A 15,543-nucleotide genomic window follows, 5' to 3' on the forward strand; every position below is an offset into this window, starting at 1 on the left:
CCGACGTCATGAGCGAGTGGACCATCGGTGCAGTCCTCGACCAGATCGCCGTGGCCGTTCCCGACCGGGCGATGACGGTATGCGGGAATCGCCGCAGCACCTTCGCGCAGTCGGCCGACCGCACCCGCCGGCTGGCCAACTTGCTGGCCGGGCGCGGGCTCGGCGTCCGGCGTGAGCGTGCGAGCCTGCAGAACTGGGAGTGCGGACAGGACCGGGTCGCGCTGCTGATGCACAACGATCTGTACCCCGAGATGATGATCGGCTGCCTCAAGGCGCGGACGGTCCCGGTCAACATCAACCACTACTACGCTCCGGCCGAGATCGCCGAGTTGCTCAGCTATCTGGGCCCCCGCGCCATCATCTACCACCGGTCGCTGGGAGCGAAGTTCGCCGACACGATCCAAGGGGCCGGTGCCGAACTGCTGATCTGCGTCGACGACGGTGCTGCCGAACCCGTCGGCCTCGACGCGATATCCCTGGATGACGCCCTGGCGCAGGGTGACACCGACCGGGATATCGCGGCCTCACCCGACGATCTGCTGATGATCTGCACCGGCGGCACCACCGGCCGCCCCAAGGGTGTGCTGTGGCGCCAGAGCGACATCTACGTCTCCTCGATGGTCGGAGACGACCACGCGTCCGCGGCGGAGATCCACCAGAAGGTGCAGTCCGCCGGCCCGCCATGGTTCGCGTTGTCGCCACTGATGCACGCGGCCGGATTGTGGACCGCGTTCTCGGCGATCCTCAGCGGCCAGACGGTGATCCTCTACGACACCCGAACCGGAGGATTCGACCCGCGTTCAGCCCTGGAAACCGTTGAGCGCGAAAAGGTCGGGTTGATGACGATGGTGGGCGACGCCTACGCCGCGCCACTGGTCGCCGAGCTCGGCGAGCCTTCCGGGGGACGCTACGACCTGTCGTCGCTGCACTCCATTGCCACCGGCGGCGCGGCCACGAACCCGAAGTATCAGTCGGCGTTGCTGGAGCACCTGCCGCAGATCACCCTGATCAACGGGTACGGATCCTCCGAAACCGGAAACCTGGGATTCGGCCGCAGCCAGCGCGAGGCGCGACGCGAGACGTTCGACCTGCGGACCGGGGGATCGGTGATCTCGCCGGACCGCACCCGGTTCCTGAAACCCGGTGAGCCCGAGGTCGGTTGGGTGGTTCGAACCGGAAGGATCCCGCTCGGCTACTTCGACGACGCCGACGCCACCGAGCGCACCTTCGCAGAGATCGACGGGGTACGGGTGGTGATCGCCGGTGACCGGGCGTCGATCGAGGAAGACGGCAGCCTGCGGTTGTTCGGGCGCGATGCACTGGTGGTCAACACCGGCGGGGAGAAGGTTTTCGTCGAGGAGGTCGAAGAAGTGCTGCGCGCACACCCGGGTGTGGCCGATGCACTGGTGGTGGGACGACCCAGTGATCGGTGGGGGGAAGAACTCGTCGCACTGGTCGCGCCCCGGCCGGATTCGGGTGTCACCGACGAGTCGCTGGACGCGCAGTGCAGATCGGCGCTGGCGGGATTCAAAGTCCCCAAGGAGTTCATCGTCGTCGCCGAGGTGCGCCGGCTGGGCAACGGCAAAGCCGACTACCGCTGGGCGAAACGTCAGGTGAATCAGGAGGCGTCCACCCCATCATGAGAGAGTCAGCATGAGAGCAATCGACTGCCTGGTCAACGTGCACTTCGGCGAGCGTGAACAGCCGGCCTGGATGACCGCGACCCGCGACGACTACTTCAAGGGGCCCAAGTCGATGTTTGCGCCCGTCGAGATGTCGGCGCTGCTCGACGAGATGGACGCCAACGGTGTGACCAAAGCCGTGCTGATGGACAACCTGACCAAGCCGTCGGTGACCGCGCGAAAGTTCGTGGAGGCCAGGCCGGATCGGTTCGTGCTGGCCATCGGCGGCGTGAACCTGCTGCGGCCGGTGCCCGCACTGGCCGAACTCAGCGCCGTCGCCAGTGACCTGCCGGTGGTTTATGCCGTGGTGGGACCGAGCTTCTGGGGGGACGGGCAGTACCCGCCCAGTGACGCCGTCTACTACCCGCTGTACGCCAAATGCGCCGAGCTGGATCTGCCGTTGTGCGTCAACACCGGCATCCCCGGGCCGCCCATCCCGGGCGAGGTCCAACACCCGATCCACCTGGATCGGGTGTGCGTACGCTTCCCGGAACTGCGGCTGTGCATGATTCACGGCGCCGACCCGTGGTGGGACGTCGCGATCCGCATGTTGATCAAATACCGCAATCTGCGGCTGATGACTTCGGCGTGGTCGCCGAAGCGGCTGCCGGATGCCCTGTTGCACTACATGCGCACCCGTGGTGCCGACAAGATCATCTTCGCCTCGGACTGGCCGGTGCTGCGGATGGACCGCGTGGTGCCCGAAGCGCTCGCATTGGATCTGCCGCCCGACGTGTTGGACAACTACCTGTACCGCAATGCCGCGGAATTCTTCTTCGCCGAGCGCGGCACCGAACCCGAACAGGAGAGCTGAGATGGATCGTTTCGAACTGCGCAGGCTGGACTACAGCCTGAGCGAGGACCATCAGGCGCTGCAGGCCGCCTACAAGCAGTTCTTCGGAACCCACTGCGGAATTGAAACCGTACGCGCCGCAGAAGAATCCGGCTTCGACAAGAACTTGTGGGAGCGGCTGTGCGCGATGGGTGCGACCACGATGGCGCTGCCCGAGTCGGTGGGCGGGGACGGGGCCACGCTGGTGGATCTCACCCTGGTCGCCGAGGAGATCGGCCGGTCGCTGGCGCCGGTGCCCTGGATCGACCAGGTGTGCGCGGCGCGGCTGCTGGAGCGGCTGGGCGGGCTGGCGCCGGGCGGGGATACGGCCGACATCGGCGACGTCGTCACGGGGACACGGCTGATCGCGTTCGATCCGCACCAGGACGCTCCTGCCGGTCCGCGGCTGCTGCCCACCGGTTCGATCGCCGATGCGATCATCGTCCGCGACGGTGATTCGGTGGTGCGACTCTCCTTCGACACGCGCCCGGCGACGGTGGACAACATCGGCCGACTGCCGATGGCCTGGATCGACCCGGCGGCCGCCGACAGTCGGACCGTGCTGGCCGGCGGCGCCGAAGCGCTGGCCGAATACCAGCGGGCACTGGACGAATGGCGACTGCTGACCGCTGCCGCCCTGGTGGGCATGGTGGAGCAGACCATGACCATCGCCGCCGAATTCGCCAAGACCCGCTACACCCTCGGCGTGCCGATCGGTACCTTGCAGGCCATCTCGCACCCGCTGGCGAACATGGCGATCACCGCCGCGAGCGGACGCAATCTGGCCTATCGGGCCGGATGGTTCATGGACAACGAACCCGACGAGCGGCCGGAACTGGCGGCGTCCGCGTTCGTGTTCATGGCGGAGGAGGCCGCCAAGGCCGCCACCATGGCGGTGCACATTCAAGGGGGCCTGGGTGTCTCGACGGAAGCGGCGGCAACGGCGTATCTGGTGCGGGCCCGCGGCTGGCCGCTGGCCGGTGGCGATCCGGGCGCCAGCGCATGCCGCGTCGCCGAGATTGTCGCCGCCCGCGAAACCGCTTACCGCGCAGCCGAATAGGACCGGAGCATCATGGACTTCTCACGACCGCAATTGACCGACGAGGACCAGGCCTTCCGCGAGGAGGTACGCACATTCCTGGCCACCCACGTGACCGAGGACGTCAAGCGCCGTGACCGCGAGACCGGCGACAACTTCGACGAAGGCGTGCACCTGGCGCTGGGCGCCGCGGGATACCTGGAGGCGGAATGGAAGCCGGAGTCCGACGGTGGCTTTTCCCGGGTGCGCCGGCGCATCTGGGAGCTGGAGAAGCGCAGGGCGCACGTGCCGTGGGTGACCTGGGGAACCACCGCGATGGTGGCGCGCTCGGTGGCGTCGTTCGGTTCACCCGAACTGCGCGATGAGGTCCTGCCGGGCGTCTTCAGCGGCCACGTCCGGCTGTGCCTGGGCTACACCGAACCCGAAGGCGGGTCCGACGTCGCGACGTGCAAGACCCGTGCGGTCCGCGACGGGGATGGCTGGGTGATCAACGGCTCGAAGATGTTCACCACCGGCGCGCACAACTGCCAGTTCGTCTTCCTGCTCACCAACACCGATCCGGAGGAGCGAAAGCACAAGAGCCTGACCATGTTCCTGGTGCCGCTGGACTCCCCGGGTATCGAGATCCAGGGACTGCGCACCGTCGACGGCGACCGCACCAACATCGTCTACTACAGCGATGTGCGGGTCGACGACAGATACCGGATGGGGGAGGTCAACGGTGGCTGGACGGTGCTGCGCGAGCCGCTGAACGTCGAACACGGCGCGGTGGACGCGGACCCGGACGGGCTGGCCGACGTCTCGATCATGATGCACCAGGCCAATTTCATGGCCGAGGCCGTCGACAAGGCCGCCGCGGTTGTTGGGAACACCGGCAGCATCGCGGACCGCGCGGTGGCCTACCGGTTGGGCAAGGCAGCAGCCCGGGTGGAGGCGTCGTTGTCGGCGCCCTCCATCTTCGGACGCGTCGCACTGGCCCAGGCGATGCGTGACGTCTCGCCGGACCTGATGGATCTGCTGGGAAGCGCGTCGGCGCTGCCGATCGGCACCGACGGCGCCGTCGACAACGGTGCTTCGGACTACGTCTTCCGGTTCGCTCCGCTGGTCGGTATCTACGGCGGCACCCTGGAGGTGTTCCGCAACATGATCGCCCAGTACGTGTTGGGTCTGGGCAAGCCGAACTATTCTGCGCCGCTAGTGAAGTAGCCGCTCGTCAAGTGACGGCGGTGTCTTCGCCATCGGTGTCTTTGCCGGCGGCGTGCTTGGCAAAGGCTTGCACGGCAACCTTCTTGGCGACGTTGGCAGCGGGAAAACCGGCGTAACCGCTGGCGTGATAGACCACTTCGGCCAGTTCGTCACGAGTCAGTCCATTCCGCTCGGCGATCCTGAAGTGGGACTCGAGTTCCTCTTCGGCGCCCAGGGCTATCAGGATGCCCAGCGTGAGCAGGCTGCGGTCTCGGCGGGCGAGGCCTTCGCGTGACCAGAGTCGGCCGAAGATCCCTTCAACGCCGATATCCATGAGTTCCGGAGCGAATCCGTGGTGGAAGTCGACGTCGCTGTCGCTGTCGGGCAGTAGGCCCGGCAGCATTTCTCGAAAGACTCGAAGACCTTCGGCACGCAAGTCCGTCATGCACTCATCCTTTGGGCTAGGTGTGGATCAGTTTGGTTGCAGGATACGGTGATTCAGTATCCCCCGTCACTCGAGCAGTCTATTCTTCGCGTGGTCAAGCCGTGGTGATCCGCCGGTGGTAGCTCGACGGGGCTTCGCCGGCGAATTTAGTGAAGGCCCGGGTGAAGGCGGACAGGCTCTCAAAGCCGACGGCCGTCGCGGTCTGCTGCACCCCCTGATCGGGTGCGGCCAACAGCGCCATTGCCTGCAGCATCCGGGCATGGAGCAGATACGTCCGCCACGACATGCCGATCACCGATTCGAACTGGCGGCGCAGGGTGCGCTCGGAGACCGCGACGGCGTTGCTCACCTGCGCTGCGGTCACCGACGACAGGTGGGCCTTGGTGTAGACCATCGCCGCGCCCACGATCGGGTGATCGGAGGTCGGCAGGTTCAGCGGCGCTTCGTGGTCGAGAGCATCGGAGACCAGATGACCCAGGGTGCGGAAGAAATCGTCGGAGACGGTGTCGCTGTCGGAGCGCTCGATCGGCCAGCGCAGCGAATGCAGCATCATCTCCCGGATCAGCGGTGAGACGGTCAGGATCCGGGCCCGGTCACCGGCCTGCCTCACCAGCGCGGGGTCGAACATCACCGCCACGGTGCGCACCTCCGGGCGCATGGTGGCCTGATGCTCCAGGCCGGCCGGAATCCAGGCCGCCTGCTGCGGCGGCAACAGGTAGTGCGCCGCGGCGGTCTCGACCTCGACCACCCCGCCGACGGCGTACTCGATCTGGTGCATGTCGTGGGAGTGCCATCCGGTGACCAGATGCCGCCCCTCGTAGAGATAGCTGCCGGCCCGGGCACGGCCACCCCGCCGCAGATCGATGTTGGCCGGTTCTGCAAAGTCTATGGCCGAACGCGCGGAGACGGTCATGATTTTCCAGGGTACTAGTAGAGGCATGAACATCGACGACTTGATCCTGGTCAGCATCGACGACCACGTCGTGGAGCCGCCCGACATGTTCCTGCGCCACGTGCCGGCCAAGTACAAGGAGGAGGCGCCCATCGTCGTCACCGACGACAAAGGTGTCGACCAATGGATGTATCAGGGCCGGCCGCAGGGTGTGAGCGGGCTCAACGCGGTGGTCTCCTGGCCGGCCGAAGAGTGGGGCCGCGACCCGGCCGGGTTCGCCGAGATGCGCCCCGGTGTGTACGACGTGCACGAGCGGGTCCGTGACATGAGCCGCAACGGCATCCTGGCCTCGATGTGCTTCCCGACCTTCACCGGTTTCTCCGCGCGGCATCTCAACATGACTCGGGAAGACGTCACCTTGGTGATGGTGTCGGCCTACAACGACTGGCACATCGACGAGTGGGCGGGCTCCTACCCCGACCGGTTCATCCCGATCGCGATCCTGCCGACCTGGAACCCCGAGGCGATGTGCGCCGAGATCCGCCGGGTGGCGGCCAAGGGCTGCCGTGCGGTCACCATGCCTGAACTGCCGCACCTGGAGGGGCTGCCCAGCTACCACGACGAGGAGTACTGGGGGCCGGTGTTCACCACGCTCTCGGAGCAGAACGTGGTGATGTGCCTGCACATCGGCACCGGCTTCGGGGCGATCAGCATGGCGCCTGACGCCCCCATCGACAACCTGATCATCCTGGCCACCCAGATCTCGGCGATGTGCGCGCAGGACCTGCTGTGGGGCCCGGCGATGCGTAACTACCCGGATCTGAAGTTCGCGTTCTCCGAAGGCGGCATCGGCTGGATCCCGTTCTACCTGGACCGCAGCGACCGGCACTACACCAACCAGAAATGGTTGCGCCGCGACTTCGGCGACAAGCTGCCCAGTGATGTGTTCCGGGAGCACTCGCTGGCCTGCTATGTCACCGACAAGACGTCGCTGAAGCTGCGCCACGAGATCGGAATCGACATCATCGCCTGGGAGTGCGACTACCCGCATTCGGACTGCTTCTGGCCGGACGCCCCCGAGCAGGTGCTGGCCGAACTGGAGGCCGCGGGCGCCGACGATTCCGACATCAACAAGATCACCTGGGAGAACTCCTGCCGGTTCTTCGGCTGGGACCCGTTCGCAAAGACGCCGCGCGACCAGGCGACGGTGGGGGCGTTGCGGGCCACCGCAACCGACGTGGACGTGTCGATCCGGCCCCGTATCGAATGGGCGCGCAGGTACGCCGAGAAACAACTGGCGAAGGCGTGACGGAGACGTCTGCCGAGTTGTCCGCACATTAGTAGGATTATCGGTAGGATATTTTTCATGACTCCGAAGACGAAGGTCTCCGCGACGCTGCGACCCGAGCGTTTGCGGGAGGCCCAGGCGATTACCGGTACGTCGAATGTCTCGCAGTTGCTTGAGGACGCGCTCAGTGCGCTCATTGAGCGCGAGCTTGAGAAGCGATGGCTTGAGGCGAGCCGCGACGATGACCTCCCCGGCGAGGTTCGGGTCGATCTGAGTTCGGTCCCGTGGGAGGAGTGAGTGGACCGGTCATCAATCGGGGTGAGGTGTGGTGGGCCGATGTCCCCGGAGACAAGGTTCGGCCCGTCCTCGTCTTGACCCGGCAGCGCTTCACCCCGCGTCTGACATCACTGTTGGTGGCGCCGGTGACGACAACGATCCGGAATATCCCCACGGAAGTTGCGCTGGACCGGACAGACGGGTTGCCGCGACCATGTGCGGCCAATTTCGACAACGTATTCACGTTGGGCCGAGCCAGGTTCACCAACCGGATCACCCGACTCGCGGACGGGCGACTCGCCGAAGTGTGCCGGGCCTACCGGTTCGCCGCGGGCTGCTGATCTTGCCTACGTCGACTATTCGACGTATCGTTCGACAATGTGACGACAGACGTTGGCAAGTACGGGCCGTGGGCCTTGATCGCCGGAGCATCCGACGGCGTGGGCGCCGCGTTCGCTGAGGCATTGGCGCAGGGCGGCCTCAACGTCGTGCTGGTGGCGCGTCGGCAGCCGCTACTCGACGAGGTGGCAACCGGAATCGCCAAGCGGCACGGCGTCCTAACCCGAACGGTGGCAGTCGATCTCGCCGAGCCCGGCGCGGCAAGCACCCTGACGGAGGCGACGGAGGACTTGGAGATCGGTTTTCTGGTGTACTGCGCCGGCGCCGACCCCGATTTCAAACCCTTTCTGGCCAATACTATTTCGGCCGCGGAGGCGATGGTGCAGCGAAACTGCGTCGTGCCGATGCAGCTGTGCCATGCGCTCGCGCCGCCGATGGTCCAGCGCGGCGCGGGTGCCATCGTGATCCTGGGCTCAGGCGCCGGATTCGTCGGCGGACCCAACATGGTGGCCTACGGCGCGTCCAAAGCCTTCGACATGGTGTTCGCCGAGGCGCTCTGGAGTGAGCTGCAGGAGACCGGCGTCGACGTGATCGGCCTGATTCTCGGCAAGACCGACACCCCCGCGCTGCGTCGCCTCGAGAACGACCGCGGGCAGATCGCATCCATGGCGGAGGTTCCGCCCGGCGCGGCGCCCGTCGCACAGGTGGTGACCGCGGCACTGACCAACCTGACCAATGGGCCGACGGTGTACGTCGGCGACGAGGTGGCCGGTGCGGCACAGCTGTTCGCTTCGATGGGCCGAAACGAGTCGGTCGCAGTCATGGCGCAGGCGATCAACGCCACGATGGGGAAGTGAGGGAGTCATGCCGATGGTGTCGGTGATCACCGGTGGCGCGGGCGGAATAGGTCTGGCCACGGCGAAGATCGTCGGTGGCAGTCACGCGGTGCTGCTGTGTGATGTCCGGCAAGACCGGCTGGACATCGCGGCGAAAACCCTTGACGGCCTCGGTATCACCGCATCGGTGGTCAACTGCGATGTCACCGACCGCCGGGCCGTCAGTGAACTGTTCGACACCGCGGCCGCCGTCGGGCCGATCGCGTCGGTGATCCACACCGCGGGGGTCAGCCCGAGCATGGGTGATGCCGACTACGTCATGCGGACCAACGCGATCGGCACGCTCAACGTCAACGAGGCCTTCTTTCGTGCCGCCGGCGAGGGATCGGCCATCGTCAATGTGGCATCGATGGCCGCGTACCTGCTGCCCGAGGAATTGATCCCGACCGCACAATTCCCGCTGGCGCTGAGCGACGCCGACGCCTTCATGGCGGCCATGGCGACGGGCTGCGAACCCATTCCGCAAGAGGTGCGTTCGGGTGTCGCCTACGCGGTGAGCAAGGCCTTCGTCCGCTGGTACAGCAGTTCGCAGGCCGAGCGGTTCAACGGCCGCGGGCTGCGCATCGTCTCTGTCTCGCCGGGGTCGACCGACACCGAGATGGGCCGACTGGAGGAACAGGCCGGCGCCGGCGCGCTGGTCGTCGACGCCGCGGTTCCGCGCTGGGGGAAGCCCGAAGAGATGGCGGCCCTGCTCGCATTCTGTGTGGGTGAGCAGGCGGGCTACCTCACCGGCACCGACATCCTCAACGACGGCGGAGTCGTCGCCTCGGTGCGGGAGCGCGCCCGAATAGCCTCCGGAAACACCTGATATGGCCGTGAATAGCGGCGAGGACGACCCCGCTCGCCCCGTTTCGTCGCCGCCGACCGAGCGCGTGATCAGGATCCTGGAACTGCTGGCGTCCGATCCCGAACGTGGCTTCTCACTCTCGGAGATCGCCCGTATCCTCGGCATCAGCCACGGCACCAGCCATGCGATCGTCACCACTTTGGCTGCCCGGCAATGGATCGTGCGTGATCTGCGCTCGGGCGGTTATTCGTGGGGCCCTGCGCTCGCCGCGCTGACCCGGCCGGTGAACAAGCAGGCGTTCCGCCCGGAACTGCAGCGGCTCTCCGACGCCGTCGGTATGCAGGTCATCCTGGGCACCCGGCAGGGCCCGACCGTGGTGGTGACCGACGCGGTCGGCGAATCACTCGCCGCGCCGCAGGTCAGCGTCGGGTTCCGGATGCCGATAGTGGCCCCGTTCTGCCGGGAGTTCGTCGCCGAGGCCGGCGACCAGGTCAAAAAGGAATGGTTGGGCGGCCTCGGTGCGCCCTCGCCGCAACTGCGCCGGCGCCTGAGCGCGGTGCTCGACGAAGTGCGCAACCGCGGCTACGCGATCGAGCGGCTGAGCCGCGAGTACGTCCGGGTGTACTCCGCGCTGCAAGCCCTGGCCGCCGAAGGGGAGCCCGACGAGATCACCGCGCGGCTCGCCAGCGCGTTCGCCGACCTGACCGTGGTCGACTACCTGCCCGGTGAGCTCGACAGCACCGAGCATCGGGTAGCCAATGTGGCCGCCCCGATCCGTGATAGCGACGGCACGGTCACCATGTCGGTGGGTGCGTCCCCGTTCGCAACGATGACTCCGGCCGAGGTCGGCGATCTCGGTGCGGCCGTGCGGGATACCGCGACTCGCATCGAATCATTGTGGACGGCAAGGAAGGATCCGGCATGACCGACCACGTCGAGGCAAAAGCCGACATCACCGATGTCCTACTGCGGTACGCGACCGCGATCGACACCAAGGACTGGGAGCTGTTCCGTACCTGTTTCACCGACGACGTCGACGCCGACTACGGCGAGATCGGTCGGTGGTCCGATGCGGACTCCATCACCGAATTCATGACTGTGGTGCACGAGGCCATGAGCGACACCAAGCACATGATGCACAACATGGTCATCGACGTGATCGACGCCGGCCATGCCACCGCGGTCACCTATGTCCATACGGTGCAGGCGCTGGCCGCCGATCCCAAGCAGTGGATCGACGCGGTCGGCCAATACCGCGACGAGGTGGTGGCGACACCGGACGGCTGGCGCATCGCGCGGCGCTGCTTCACCCAGACTCGAATGTTGAGCAGCTTCGACCTTCCTGCTGCCCGATCCCACTGACGTTCCCCGAGGAGTGCTGACCGGCCCTGGCCGCAGAAGCGAAAATCATGTCACCCAAGAAATTGGTCGTCGGAGCCAGCGGCTTTCTCGGCTCCCACGTCACCCGGCAACTCGTCGCCGCCGGCGAAGACGTCCGAGTGCTGATCCGCGCCACCAGCTCGACACGCGCCATCGACGGCCTCGACGTCGAGATCCGGCGCGGCGACATCTTCGACGGGGACGCCGTGCGTTCGGCGATGGCCGGATGCGATGTCGTCTACTACTGCGTGGTGGACGCGCGGGCGTGGCTGCGTGATCCGGAGCCGTTGTACCGCACCAATGTCGAGGGGCTTCGACAGGTCCTCGACGCGGCGGTCGACGCCGGCCTGGACCGGTTCGTGTTCACCAGTTCGATCGGGACCATCGGGCGGGTCGATCACGGTCTGGCCGATGAGGGCACCGTGCAGAACTGGCTCGACTCCGGCGGCGATTACATCCGCAGCCGAGTTGAGGCCGAGAACCTGGTGCTGGCCTACCACCGAGACAAGGGCCTGCCCGCCGTGGCGATGTGTGTCGCCAACACCTACGGCTCCGGAGACTGGCAGCCCACACCGCACGGCGGGCTGGTCGCCGCCGCCGTCCGCGGGAAGCTGCCGTTCTATATCTCCGGCGTGCAAGCCGAGGTCGTGGGCGTTGCCGACGCGGCGCGGGCCCTGATCCTGGCCGGCGAACGCGGCCGGCCCGGCGAACGCTACATCGTCTCCGAACGGTTCATGAGTGCCCGCGACATCTACCGGACAGCTTGCGCCGCAGTCGATGTCGAGGCGCCGAGGTTCGGTGTGCCGGTCGGGGTGATGTCGGTGCTGGGACATGCTTCCCAGTTCGCGGCCAAGCTGCGCCGACGGGACACTGTGCTCACCCCGCTGTCGATACGGTTGATGCACATCATGTCGCCGATGAGTCACGACAAGGCCGTCCGGGAACTGGGCTGGGCGCCCAAGCCGACCACCGAGGCACTGGCCGAAGCCGCCGGCTTCTTCCTCGCCAGGCGGCGCACGAAGAATCGGGAGAGCTCGTGAGCGTGGCACTGACCCTTGAGCAGCGTGAACTCGGCGAGTCGCTGCGGCGCTTCGCGGCCCGGCACGCGCCGATCGCCGACACTCGCAAGGCCTTCGACGCGCTGGCGGCCGGGGAGTTGCCGGCTTGGTGGCCAGAGCTGGTGGCCAACGGGTTTCATGCCGTTCACCTGCCGGAGTCATGCGGCGGGCAAGGTGGCGGGCTGCTGGACGCCGCCTGTGTTCTGGAGGCCGCCGGGAAGGTGTCCTTGCCCGGGCCGCTGCTGACCACGGTCGCCGCGGGCGCGGTCGGGCTGCTCGCCGACATGACGCCGGCCCGGGAGGCCTTCCTGGGCGCACTCGCCTCCGGCGCGCCGGCGACGGTGGTTCTTCCCCAGCACGCCGAGCTCACCGCACGACCGGTTGCCGACGGATGGCTGGTTGACGGTGTCGCCGAGCTGATCTCGGGTGCCTGCTCAGCGCGGCTCGCGCTGGCCTGCGCTGAACACGCTGACGGTGCGGCGATCTGGCTGGCCGTCGACCTGTGCCGGCCGGAGGTGGCGGTCCGGCCGGGTGCGGGCACCGACCTGCTCACCGACCTGGGCTCCATCACCATTACCGGCTACCCGGTGCCGGCGTCCGATGTCTTGACCGGTATCAGCCCCGGGCGTGCCGAGTGGCTCACCGTCGGGCTAGCCGCAGCGGTGTCCGCCGGGATCGCCGGGTGGTGCGTCGAGGCGGCCACCGAACATCTGCGCACCCGCGAGCAGTTCGGCAAGCCGATCGGTACCTTCCAGGCCCTGCAACACCAGGCGGCGATGCTGTTGGTGAACAGCGAACTGGCCAGCGCCGCCGCCTGGGATGCCGTTCGCGCGGCTGTCGACACCCCCGAGCAACATCAGATGGCCGCCGCCGCTGCGGCATTGACGGCGATTACGCCGTGCCCGGATGCCGTCCTGGACACGCTGACGATGTTCGGCGCCATCGGGTTCACCTGGGAACACGACCTGCACCTGTATTGGCGCCGCGCCACCAGTGTCGCCGCATCGATCGGTGCCGCCACCGGCTGGGCCCGGGGCCTCGGCGAGCTGGCCACCACGCAGCAGCGGGATTTCAGCGTCGACCTCGGTGGCGCCGAAGCACAGTTCCGCGTCGAGATCGCGGGGAAGCTCGATGCCGCGAGTGCGCTGTGCAACGACGGACCCGGACGCCAAGGCGACTACCCGCACTTCGAAACCGGCCCGCAGCGGACTTCAATCGCTGAAGCCGGGCTGATCGCCCCGCAGTGGCCGCCCCCGTCGGGTATCAACGCCACCCCGTTACAGCAGCTGATCATCGCCGAGGAGTTCGCCAAAAGACCTGCTCTGGTGCGGCCGTCGCTGGGAATCGCCGAATGGATCCTGCCCTCGCTGCTGCGGGCAGCCCCCGATGAGCTGCAACAGCGCCTCATCCCACCGACCCAACGCGGGGAACTCGCCTGGTGCCAGCTCTTCAGCGAGCCCGGCGCGGGTTCTGACCTGGCCGCCTTGACCACACGTGCGGTCAAGGTCGACGGGGGGTGGCGCATCGACGGTCACAAGATCTGGACATCGTGTGCTCAACGTGCCGATTACGGGGCGCTGCTGGCCCGCACCGATCCCGACGTGGCCAAGCACCGCGGCATCGGCTACTTCCTGGTGGACATGCGCTCGGAGGGAATCGAAGTACAGCCGATCGTGCAGGTCACCGGGGCTTCCGAGTTCAACGAAGTCTTCCTCACCAACGTCTTCGTCCCCGATGACATGCTGCTCGGCGAGCCCACCGGAGGCTGGCAGCTGGCGATATCCACCATGGCCGAAGAGCGCTCCGCCATCAGCGGATACGTGCAGATCGACCGGGCCATCGCGCTGCGGCGGATCGCCGCCACCCCGGGCGAGCAGCGCGACGACGCGGTCCGGGCACTGGGCGAACTCGACGCCTACACGAATGCCATCAAGGCGCTCGGCGTGCGCGAGACGATCAGGCTGCTGGATGGGCAAGGACTCGGGGCGGCGTCGAGCATCGCCAAAGTGGCCATGAACGTCCTACTGCGCCGGACCTTCCGGGCCACCCTGGCCACCGCCGGGCGTGTGGCGATGGCCACCGACTCCGACCCGGCAGTGGTCGAACCGTACCTGCTGTCGCCGGCCGAACTGATCGGCGGCGGCACCAACGAAATCCAGCTGAACGTCATCGCGCAGATGATCCTCGGCCTTCCCCGCAAGTGATCGCAGATCGGAGATAGAGGACAGCGCATGGGATTACGTGGAGAGGCCGCGATCGTCGGCTACGTCGAGCTACCGCCGGAGCGCATGAACAAGGCAACTCCGGCACCGTTCACGCTCGAACAATGGGCCGAGTTGAGCGCGGCCGCGCTCGCCGACGCGGGACTGCCGGGCGAACTCGTCAACGGAATCGTCACCTCGCACCTGGGCGAGTCGGAGATCTTCGTCCCCTCGACCATCGCCGAATATCTGGGGGTTCCGGCACGGTTCGCGGAGATCGTCGACCTGGGCGGTGCCAGCGCCGCCGCCATGGTGTGGCGGGCAGCGGCGGCGATCGAGCTCGGGATCTGCGATGTGGTGCTGTGCACGCTGCCGGCCCGCTACATCACCCCGATGTCGGAGCGCAAACCCAGACCGCTGGTCGATGCGATGTTCTTCGGCTCCTCGAGCAACCAATACGGTTCTCCCCAGGCCGAGTTCGAGATTCCCTACGGAAACCTCGGCCAGAACGGCCCGTACGGGCAGGTCGCCACCCGCTACGGAGCGGTCTACGGCTACGACGAGCGGGCCATGGCCAAGATCGTGGTCGACCAACGCGTCAACGCCAACCACACCGACGGCGCCATCTGGCGCGACACCCCGTTGACCGTCGACGACGTGCTGGCCAGTCCGGTGATCGCCGATCCACTGCATATGTTGGAGATCGTGATGCCCTGCGTCGGCGGCGCCGCCGTCGTGATCGCGAGCGCCGATGTCGCCAAACGAGCGCGGAATCGCCCGGTGTGGGTCAAGGGGTTCGGCGAGCATGTGCCGTTCAAGACCCCGACGTATGCCGCGGACCTGCTGGCGACTCCGATCGTCGAGGCCGCCGACACCGCCTTCGCGATGACGGATCTGACCCGCGCGGACATGGACATGGTCTCCATCTACGACTGCTACACGATCACCGTGTTGCTGTCGCTGGAGGACGCCGGCTTCTGCGAGAAGGGCAAGGGCATGCAGTTCGTCGCCGATCACGATCTGACCTTCCGCGGCGACTTCCCGCTCAACACCGCCGGCGGCCAACTCGGATTCGGGCAGGCCGGCCTGGCCGGTGGCATGCACCACGTCTGCGACGCCACCCGCCAGATCATGGGCCGGGCGGGCGCGGCCCAGGTCGCCGACTGCAATCGGGCCTTCGTCTCCGGCAACGGCGGGATCCTCTCCGAACAGACCACCCTCATCCTGGAAGGGGACTGAGTGC

At 67.0% G+C, this 15,543-nt stretch carries 16 protein-coding genes; 14 read left to right on the top strand and 2 right to left on the bottom strand.

What is annotated here, in order from left to right; genetic code table 11:
- Nucleotides 1–8: 8 nt before the first annotated feature.
- From ACZYY4_RS01750 to ACZYY4_RS01765, 4 genes are read left to right on the top strand one after another with little or no spacing between them, the layout of a single operon-like run.
- Nucleotides 9–1,643: an acyl-CoA synthetase gene (locus ACZYY4_RS01750; protein WP_463807954.1), complete on the top strand. Its 1,635-nt coding sequence runs from the start codon at nt 9–11 to the stop codon at nt 1,641–1,643.
- A gap of 10 nt (nt 1,644–1,653) precedes the next feature.
- On the top strand, nt 1,654–2,496 hold the full coding sequence (locus ACZYY4_RS01755) for an amidohydrolase family protein (protein WP_463807694.1): 843 nt from the start codon (nt 1,654–1,656) through the stop codon (nt 2,494–2,496).
- 1 nt (nt 2,497) lies between these two features.
- Nucleotides 2,498–3,574 carry an acyl-CoA dehydrogenase family protein gene (locus ACZYY4_RS01760; RefSeq protein ID WP_463807695.1) on the top strand — a complete coding sequence of 359 codons (1,077 nt, stop codon included), beginning with the start codon at nt 2,498–2,500 and terminating at the stop codon, nt 3,572–3,574.
- Between the two features lie 12 nt (nt 3,575–3,586).
- On the top strand, nt 3,587–4,759 hold the full coding sequence (locus ACZYY4_RS01765) for an acyl-CoA dehydrogenase family protein (RefSeq protein WP_463807696.1): 1,173 nt from the start codon (nt 3,587–3,589) through the stop codon (nt 4,757–4,759).
- A gap of 7 nt (nt 4,760–4,766) precedes the next feature.
- Here the strand turns inward: ACZYY4_RS01765 and ACZYY4_RS01770 are convergent, their stop codons facing one another.
- Entirely contained in the window at nt 4,767–5,183 is a 417-nt protein-coding gene (locus ACZYY4_RS01770; protein ID WP_463807697.1) for a carboxymuconolactone decarboxylase family protein, read from the bottom strand.
- Between the two features lie 94 nt (nt 5,184–5,277).
- On the bottom strand, nt 5,278–6,096 hold the full coding sequence (locus ACZYY4_RS01775) for an AraC family transcriptional regulator (protein ID WP_463807698.1): 819 nt from the start codon (nt 6,094–6,096) through the stop codon (nt 5,278–5,280).
- 25 nt (nt 6,097–6,121) lie between these two features.
- Between ACZYY4_RS01775 and ACZYY4_RS01780 the strand changes: the two genes are divergently transcribed.
- Genes ACZYY4_RS01780 through ACZYY4_RS01825 form a run of 10 tightly spaced genes read left to right on the top strand, consistent with a single transcriptional unit; the run spans nt 6,122 to nt 15,539 of the window.
- On the top strand, nt 6,122–7,384 hold the full coding sequence (locus ACZYY4_RS01780) for an amidohydrolase family protein (protein WP_463807699.1): 1,263 nt from the start codon (nt 6,122–6,124) through the stop codon (nt 7,382–7,384).
- A 57-nt stretch (nt 7,385–7,441) separates the two neighbouring features.
- A complete protein-coding gene (locus ACZYY4_RS01785) occupies nt 7,442–7,660 on the top strand; it encodes a type II toxin-antitoxin system CcdA family antitoxin (RefSeq protein WP_463807700.1) in 219 nt (72 codons plus the stop codon).
- Between the two features lie 26 nt (nt 7,661–7,686).
- Complete coding sequence (locus tag ACZYY4_RS01790) at nt 7,687–7,980, top strand: type II toxin-antitoxin system PemK/MazF family toxin (protein ID WP_463807955.1); 294 nt, start codon at nt 7,687–7,689, stop codon at nt 7,978–7,980.
- Between the two features lie 39 nt (nt 7,981–8,019).
- The gene (locus ACZYY4_RS01795; RefSeq protein WP_463807701.1) at nt 8,020–8,835 is read left to right on the top strand and encodes an SDR family NAD(P)-dependent oxidoreductase; all 816 of its coding nucleotides are present in this window, start codon (nt 8,020–8,022) and stop codon (nt 8,833–8,835) included.
- Nucleotides 8,836–8,842: 7 nt separating this feature from the next.
- Nucleotides 8,843–9,682 carry an SDR family oxidoreductase gene (locus ACZYY4_RS01800; protein ID WP_463807702.1) on the top strand — a complete coding sequence of 280 codons (840 nt, stop codon included), beginning with the start codon at nt 8,843–8,845 and terminating at the stop codon, nt 9,680–9,682.
- Nucleotide 9,683: 1 nt separating this feature from the next.
- Nucleotides 9,684–10,586: an IclR family transcriptional regulator gene (locus tag ACZYY4_RS01805; protein WP_463807703.1), complete on the top strand. Its 903-nt coding sequence runs from the start codon at nt 9,684–9,686 to the stop codon at nt 10,584–10,586.
- Nucleotides 10,583–11,023 carry a nuclear transport factor 2 family protein gene (locus tag ACZYY4_RS01810; protein WP_463807704.1) on the top strand — a complete coding sequence of 147 codons (441 nt, stop codon included), beginning with the start codon at nt 10,583–10,585 and terminating at the stop codon, nt 11,021–11,023. Before ACZYY4_RS01805 ends, ACZYY4_RS01810 begins: the two co-directional genes overlap by 4 nt.
- A 47-nt stretch (nt 11,024–11,070) precedes the next feature.
- Entirely contained in the window at nt 11,071–12,081 is a 1,011-nt protein-coding gene (locus ACZYY4_RS01815) for an NAD-dependent epimerase/dehydratase family protein (RefSeq protein WP_463807705.1), read from the top strand.
- Nucleotides 12,078–14,303 carry an acyl-CoA dehydrogenase gene (locus ACZYY4_RS01820; RefSeq protein WP_463807706.1) on the top strand — a complete coding sequence of 742 codons (2,226 nt, stop codon included), beginning with the start codon at nt 12,078–12,080 and terminating at the stop codon, nt 14,301–14,303. Before ACZYY4_RS01815 ends, ACZYY4_RS01820 begins: the two co-directional genes overlap by 4 nt.
- Nucleotides 14,304–14,330: 27 nt before the next feature.
- Nucleotides 14,331–15,539 carry a thiolase family protein gene (locus ACZYY4_RS01825; protein ID WP_463807707.1) on the top strand — a complete coding sequence of 403 codons (1,209 nt, stop codon included), beginning with the start codon at nt 14,331–14,333 and terminating at the stop codon, nt 15,537–15,539.
- The last annotated feature ends 4 nt before the right edge of the window (nt 15,540–15,543 follow it).

This window comes from Mycobacterium sp. IDUB_21 (assembly GCF_055419425.1).

Coding starts and splice junctions, on each gene's coding strand:
- ACZYY4_RS01750 (WP_463807954.1), top strand. CDS start 9: ATGAGCGAGTGGACCATCGGTGCAGTCCTCGACCAGATCGCCGTGGCC.
- ACZYY4_RS01755 (WP_463807694.1), top strand. CDS start 1,654: ATGAGAGCAATCGACTGCCTGGTCAACGTGCACTTCGGCGAGCGTGAA.
- ACZYY4_RS01760 (WP_463807695.1), top strand. CDS start 2,498: ATGGATCGTTTCGAACTGCGCAGGCTGGACTACAGCCTGAGCGAGGAC.
- ACZYY4_RS01765 (WP_463807696.1), top strand. CDS start 3,587: ATGGACTTCTCACGACCGCAATTGACCGACGAGGACCAGGCCTTCCGC.
- ACZYY4_RS01770 (WP_463807697.1), bottom strand. CDS start 5,183: ATGACGGACTTGCGTGCCGAAGGTCTTCGAGTCTTTCGAGAAATGCTG.
- ACZYY4_RS01775 (WP_463807698.1), bottom strand. CDS start 6,096: ATGACCGTCTCCGCGCGTTCGGCCATAGACTTTGCAGAACCGGCCAAC.
- ACZYY4_RS01780 (WP_463807699.1), top strand. CDS start 6,122: ATGAACATCGACGACTTGATCCTGGTCAGCATCGACGACCACGTCGTG.
- ACZYY4_RS01785 (WP_463807700.1), top strand. CDS start 7,442: ATGACTCCGAAGACGAAGGTCTCCGCGACGCTGCGACCCGAGCGTTTG.
- ACZYY4_RS01800 (WP_463807702.1), top strand. CDS start 8,843: ATGCCGATGGTGTCGGTGATCACCGGTGGCGCGGGCGGAATAGGTCTG.
- ACZYY4_RS01805 (WP_463807703.1), top strand. CDS start 9,684: ATGGCCGTGAATAGCGGCGAGGACGACCCCGCTCGCCCCGTTTCGTCG.
- ACZYY4_RS01810 (WP_463807704.1), top strand. CDS start 10,583: ATGACCGACCACGTCGAGGCAAAAGCCGACATCACCGATGTCCTACTG.
- ACZYY4_RS01815 (WP_463807705.1), top strand. CDS start 11,071: ATGTCACCCAAGAAATTGGTCGTCGGAGCCAGCGGCTTTCTCGGCTCC.
- ACZYY4_RS01825 (WP_463807707.1), top strand. CDS start 14,331: ATGGGATTACGTGGAGAGGCCGCGATCGTCGGCTACGTCGAGCTACCG.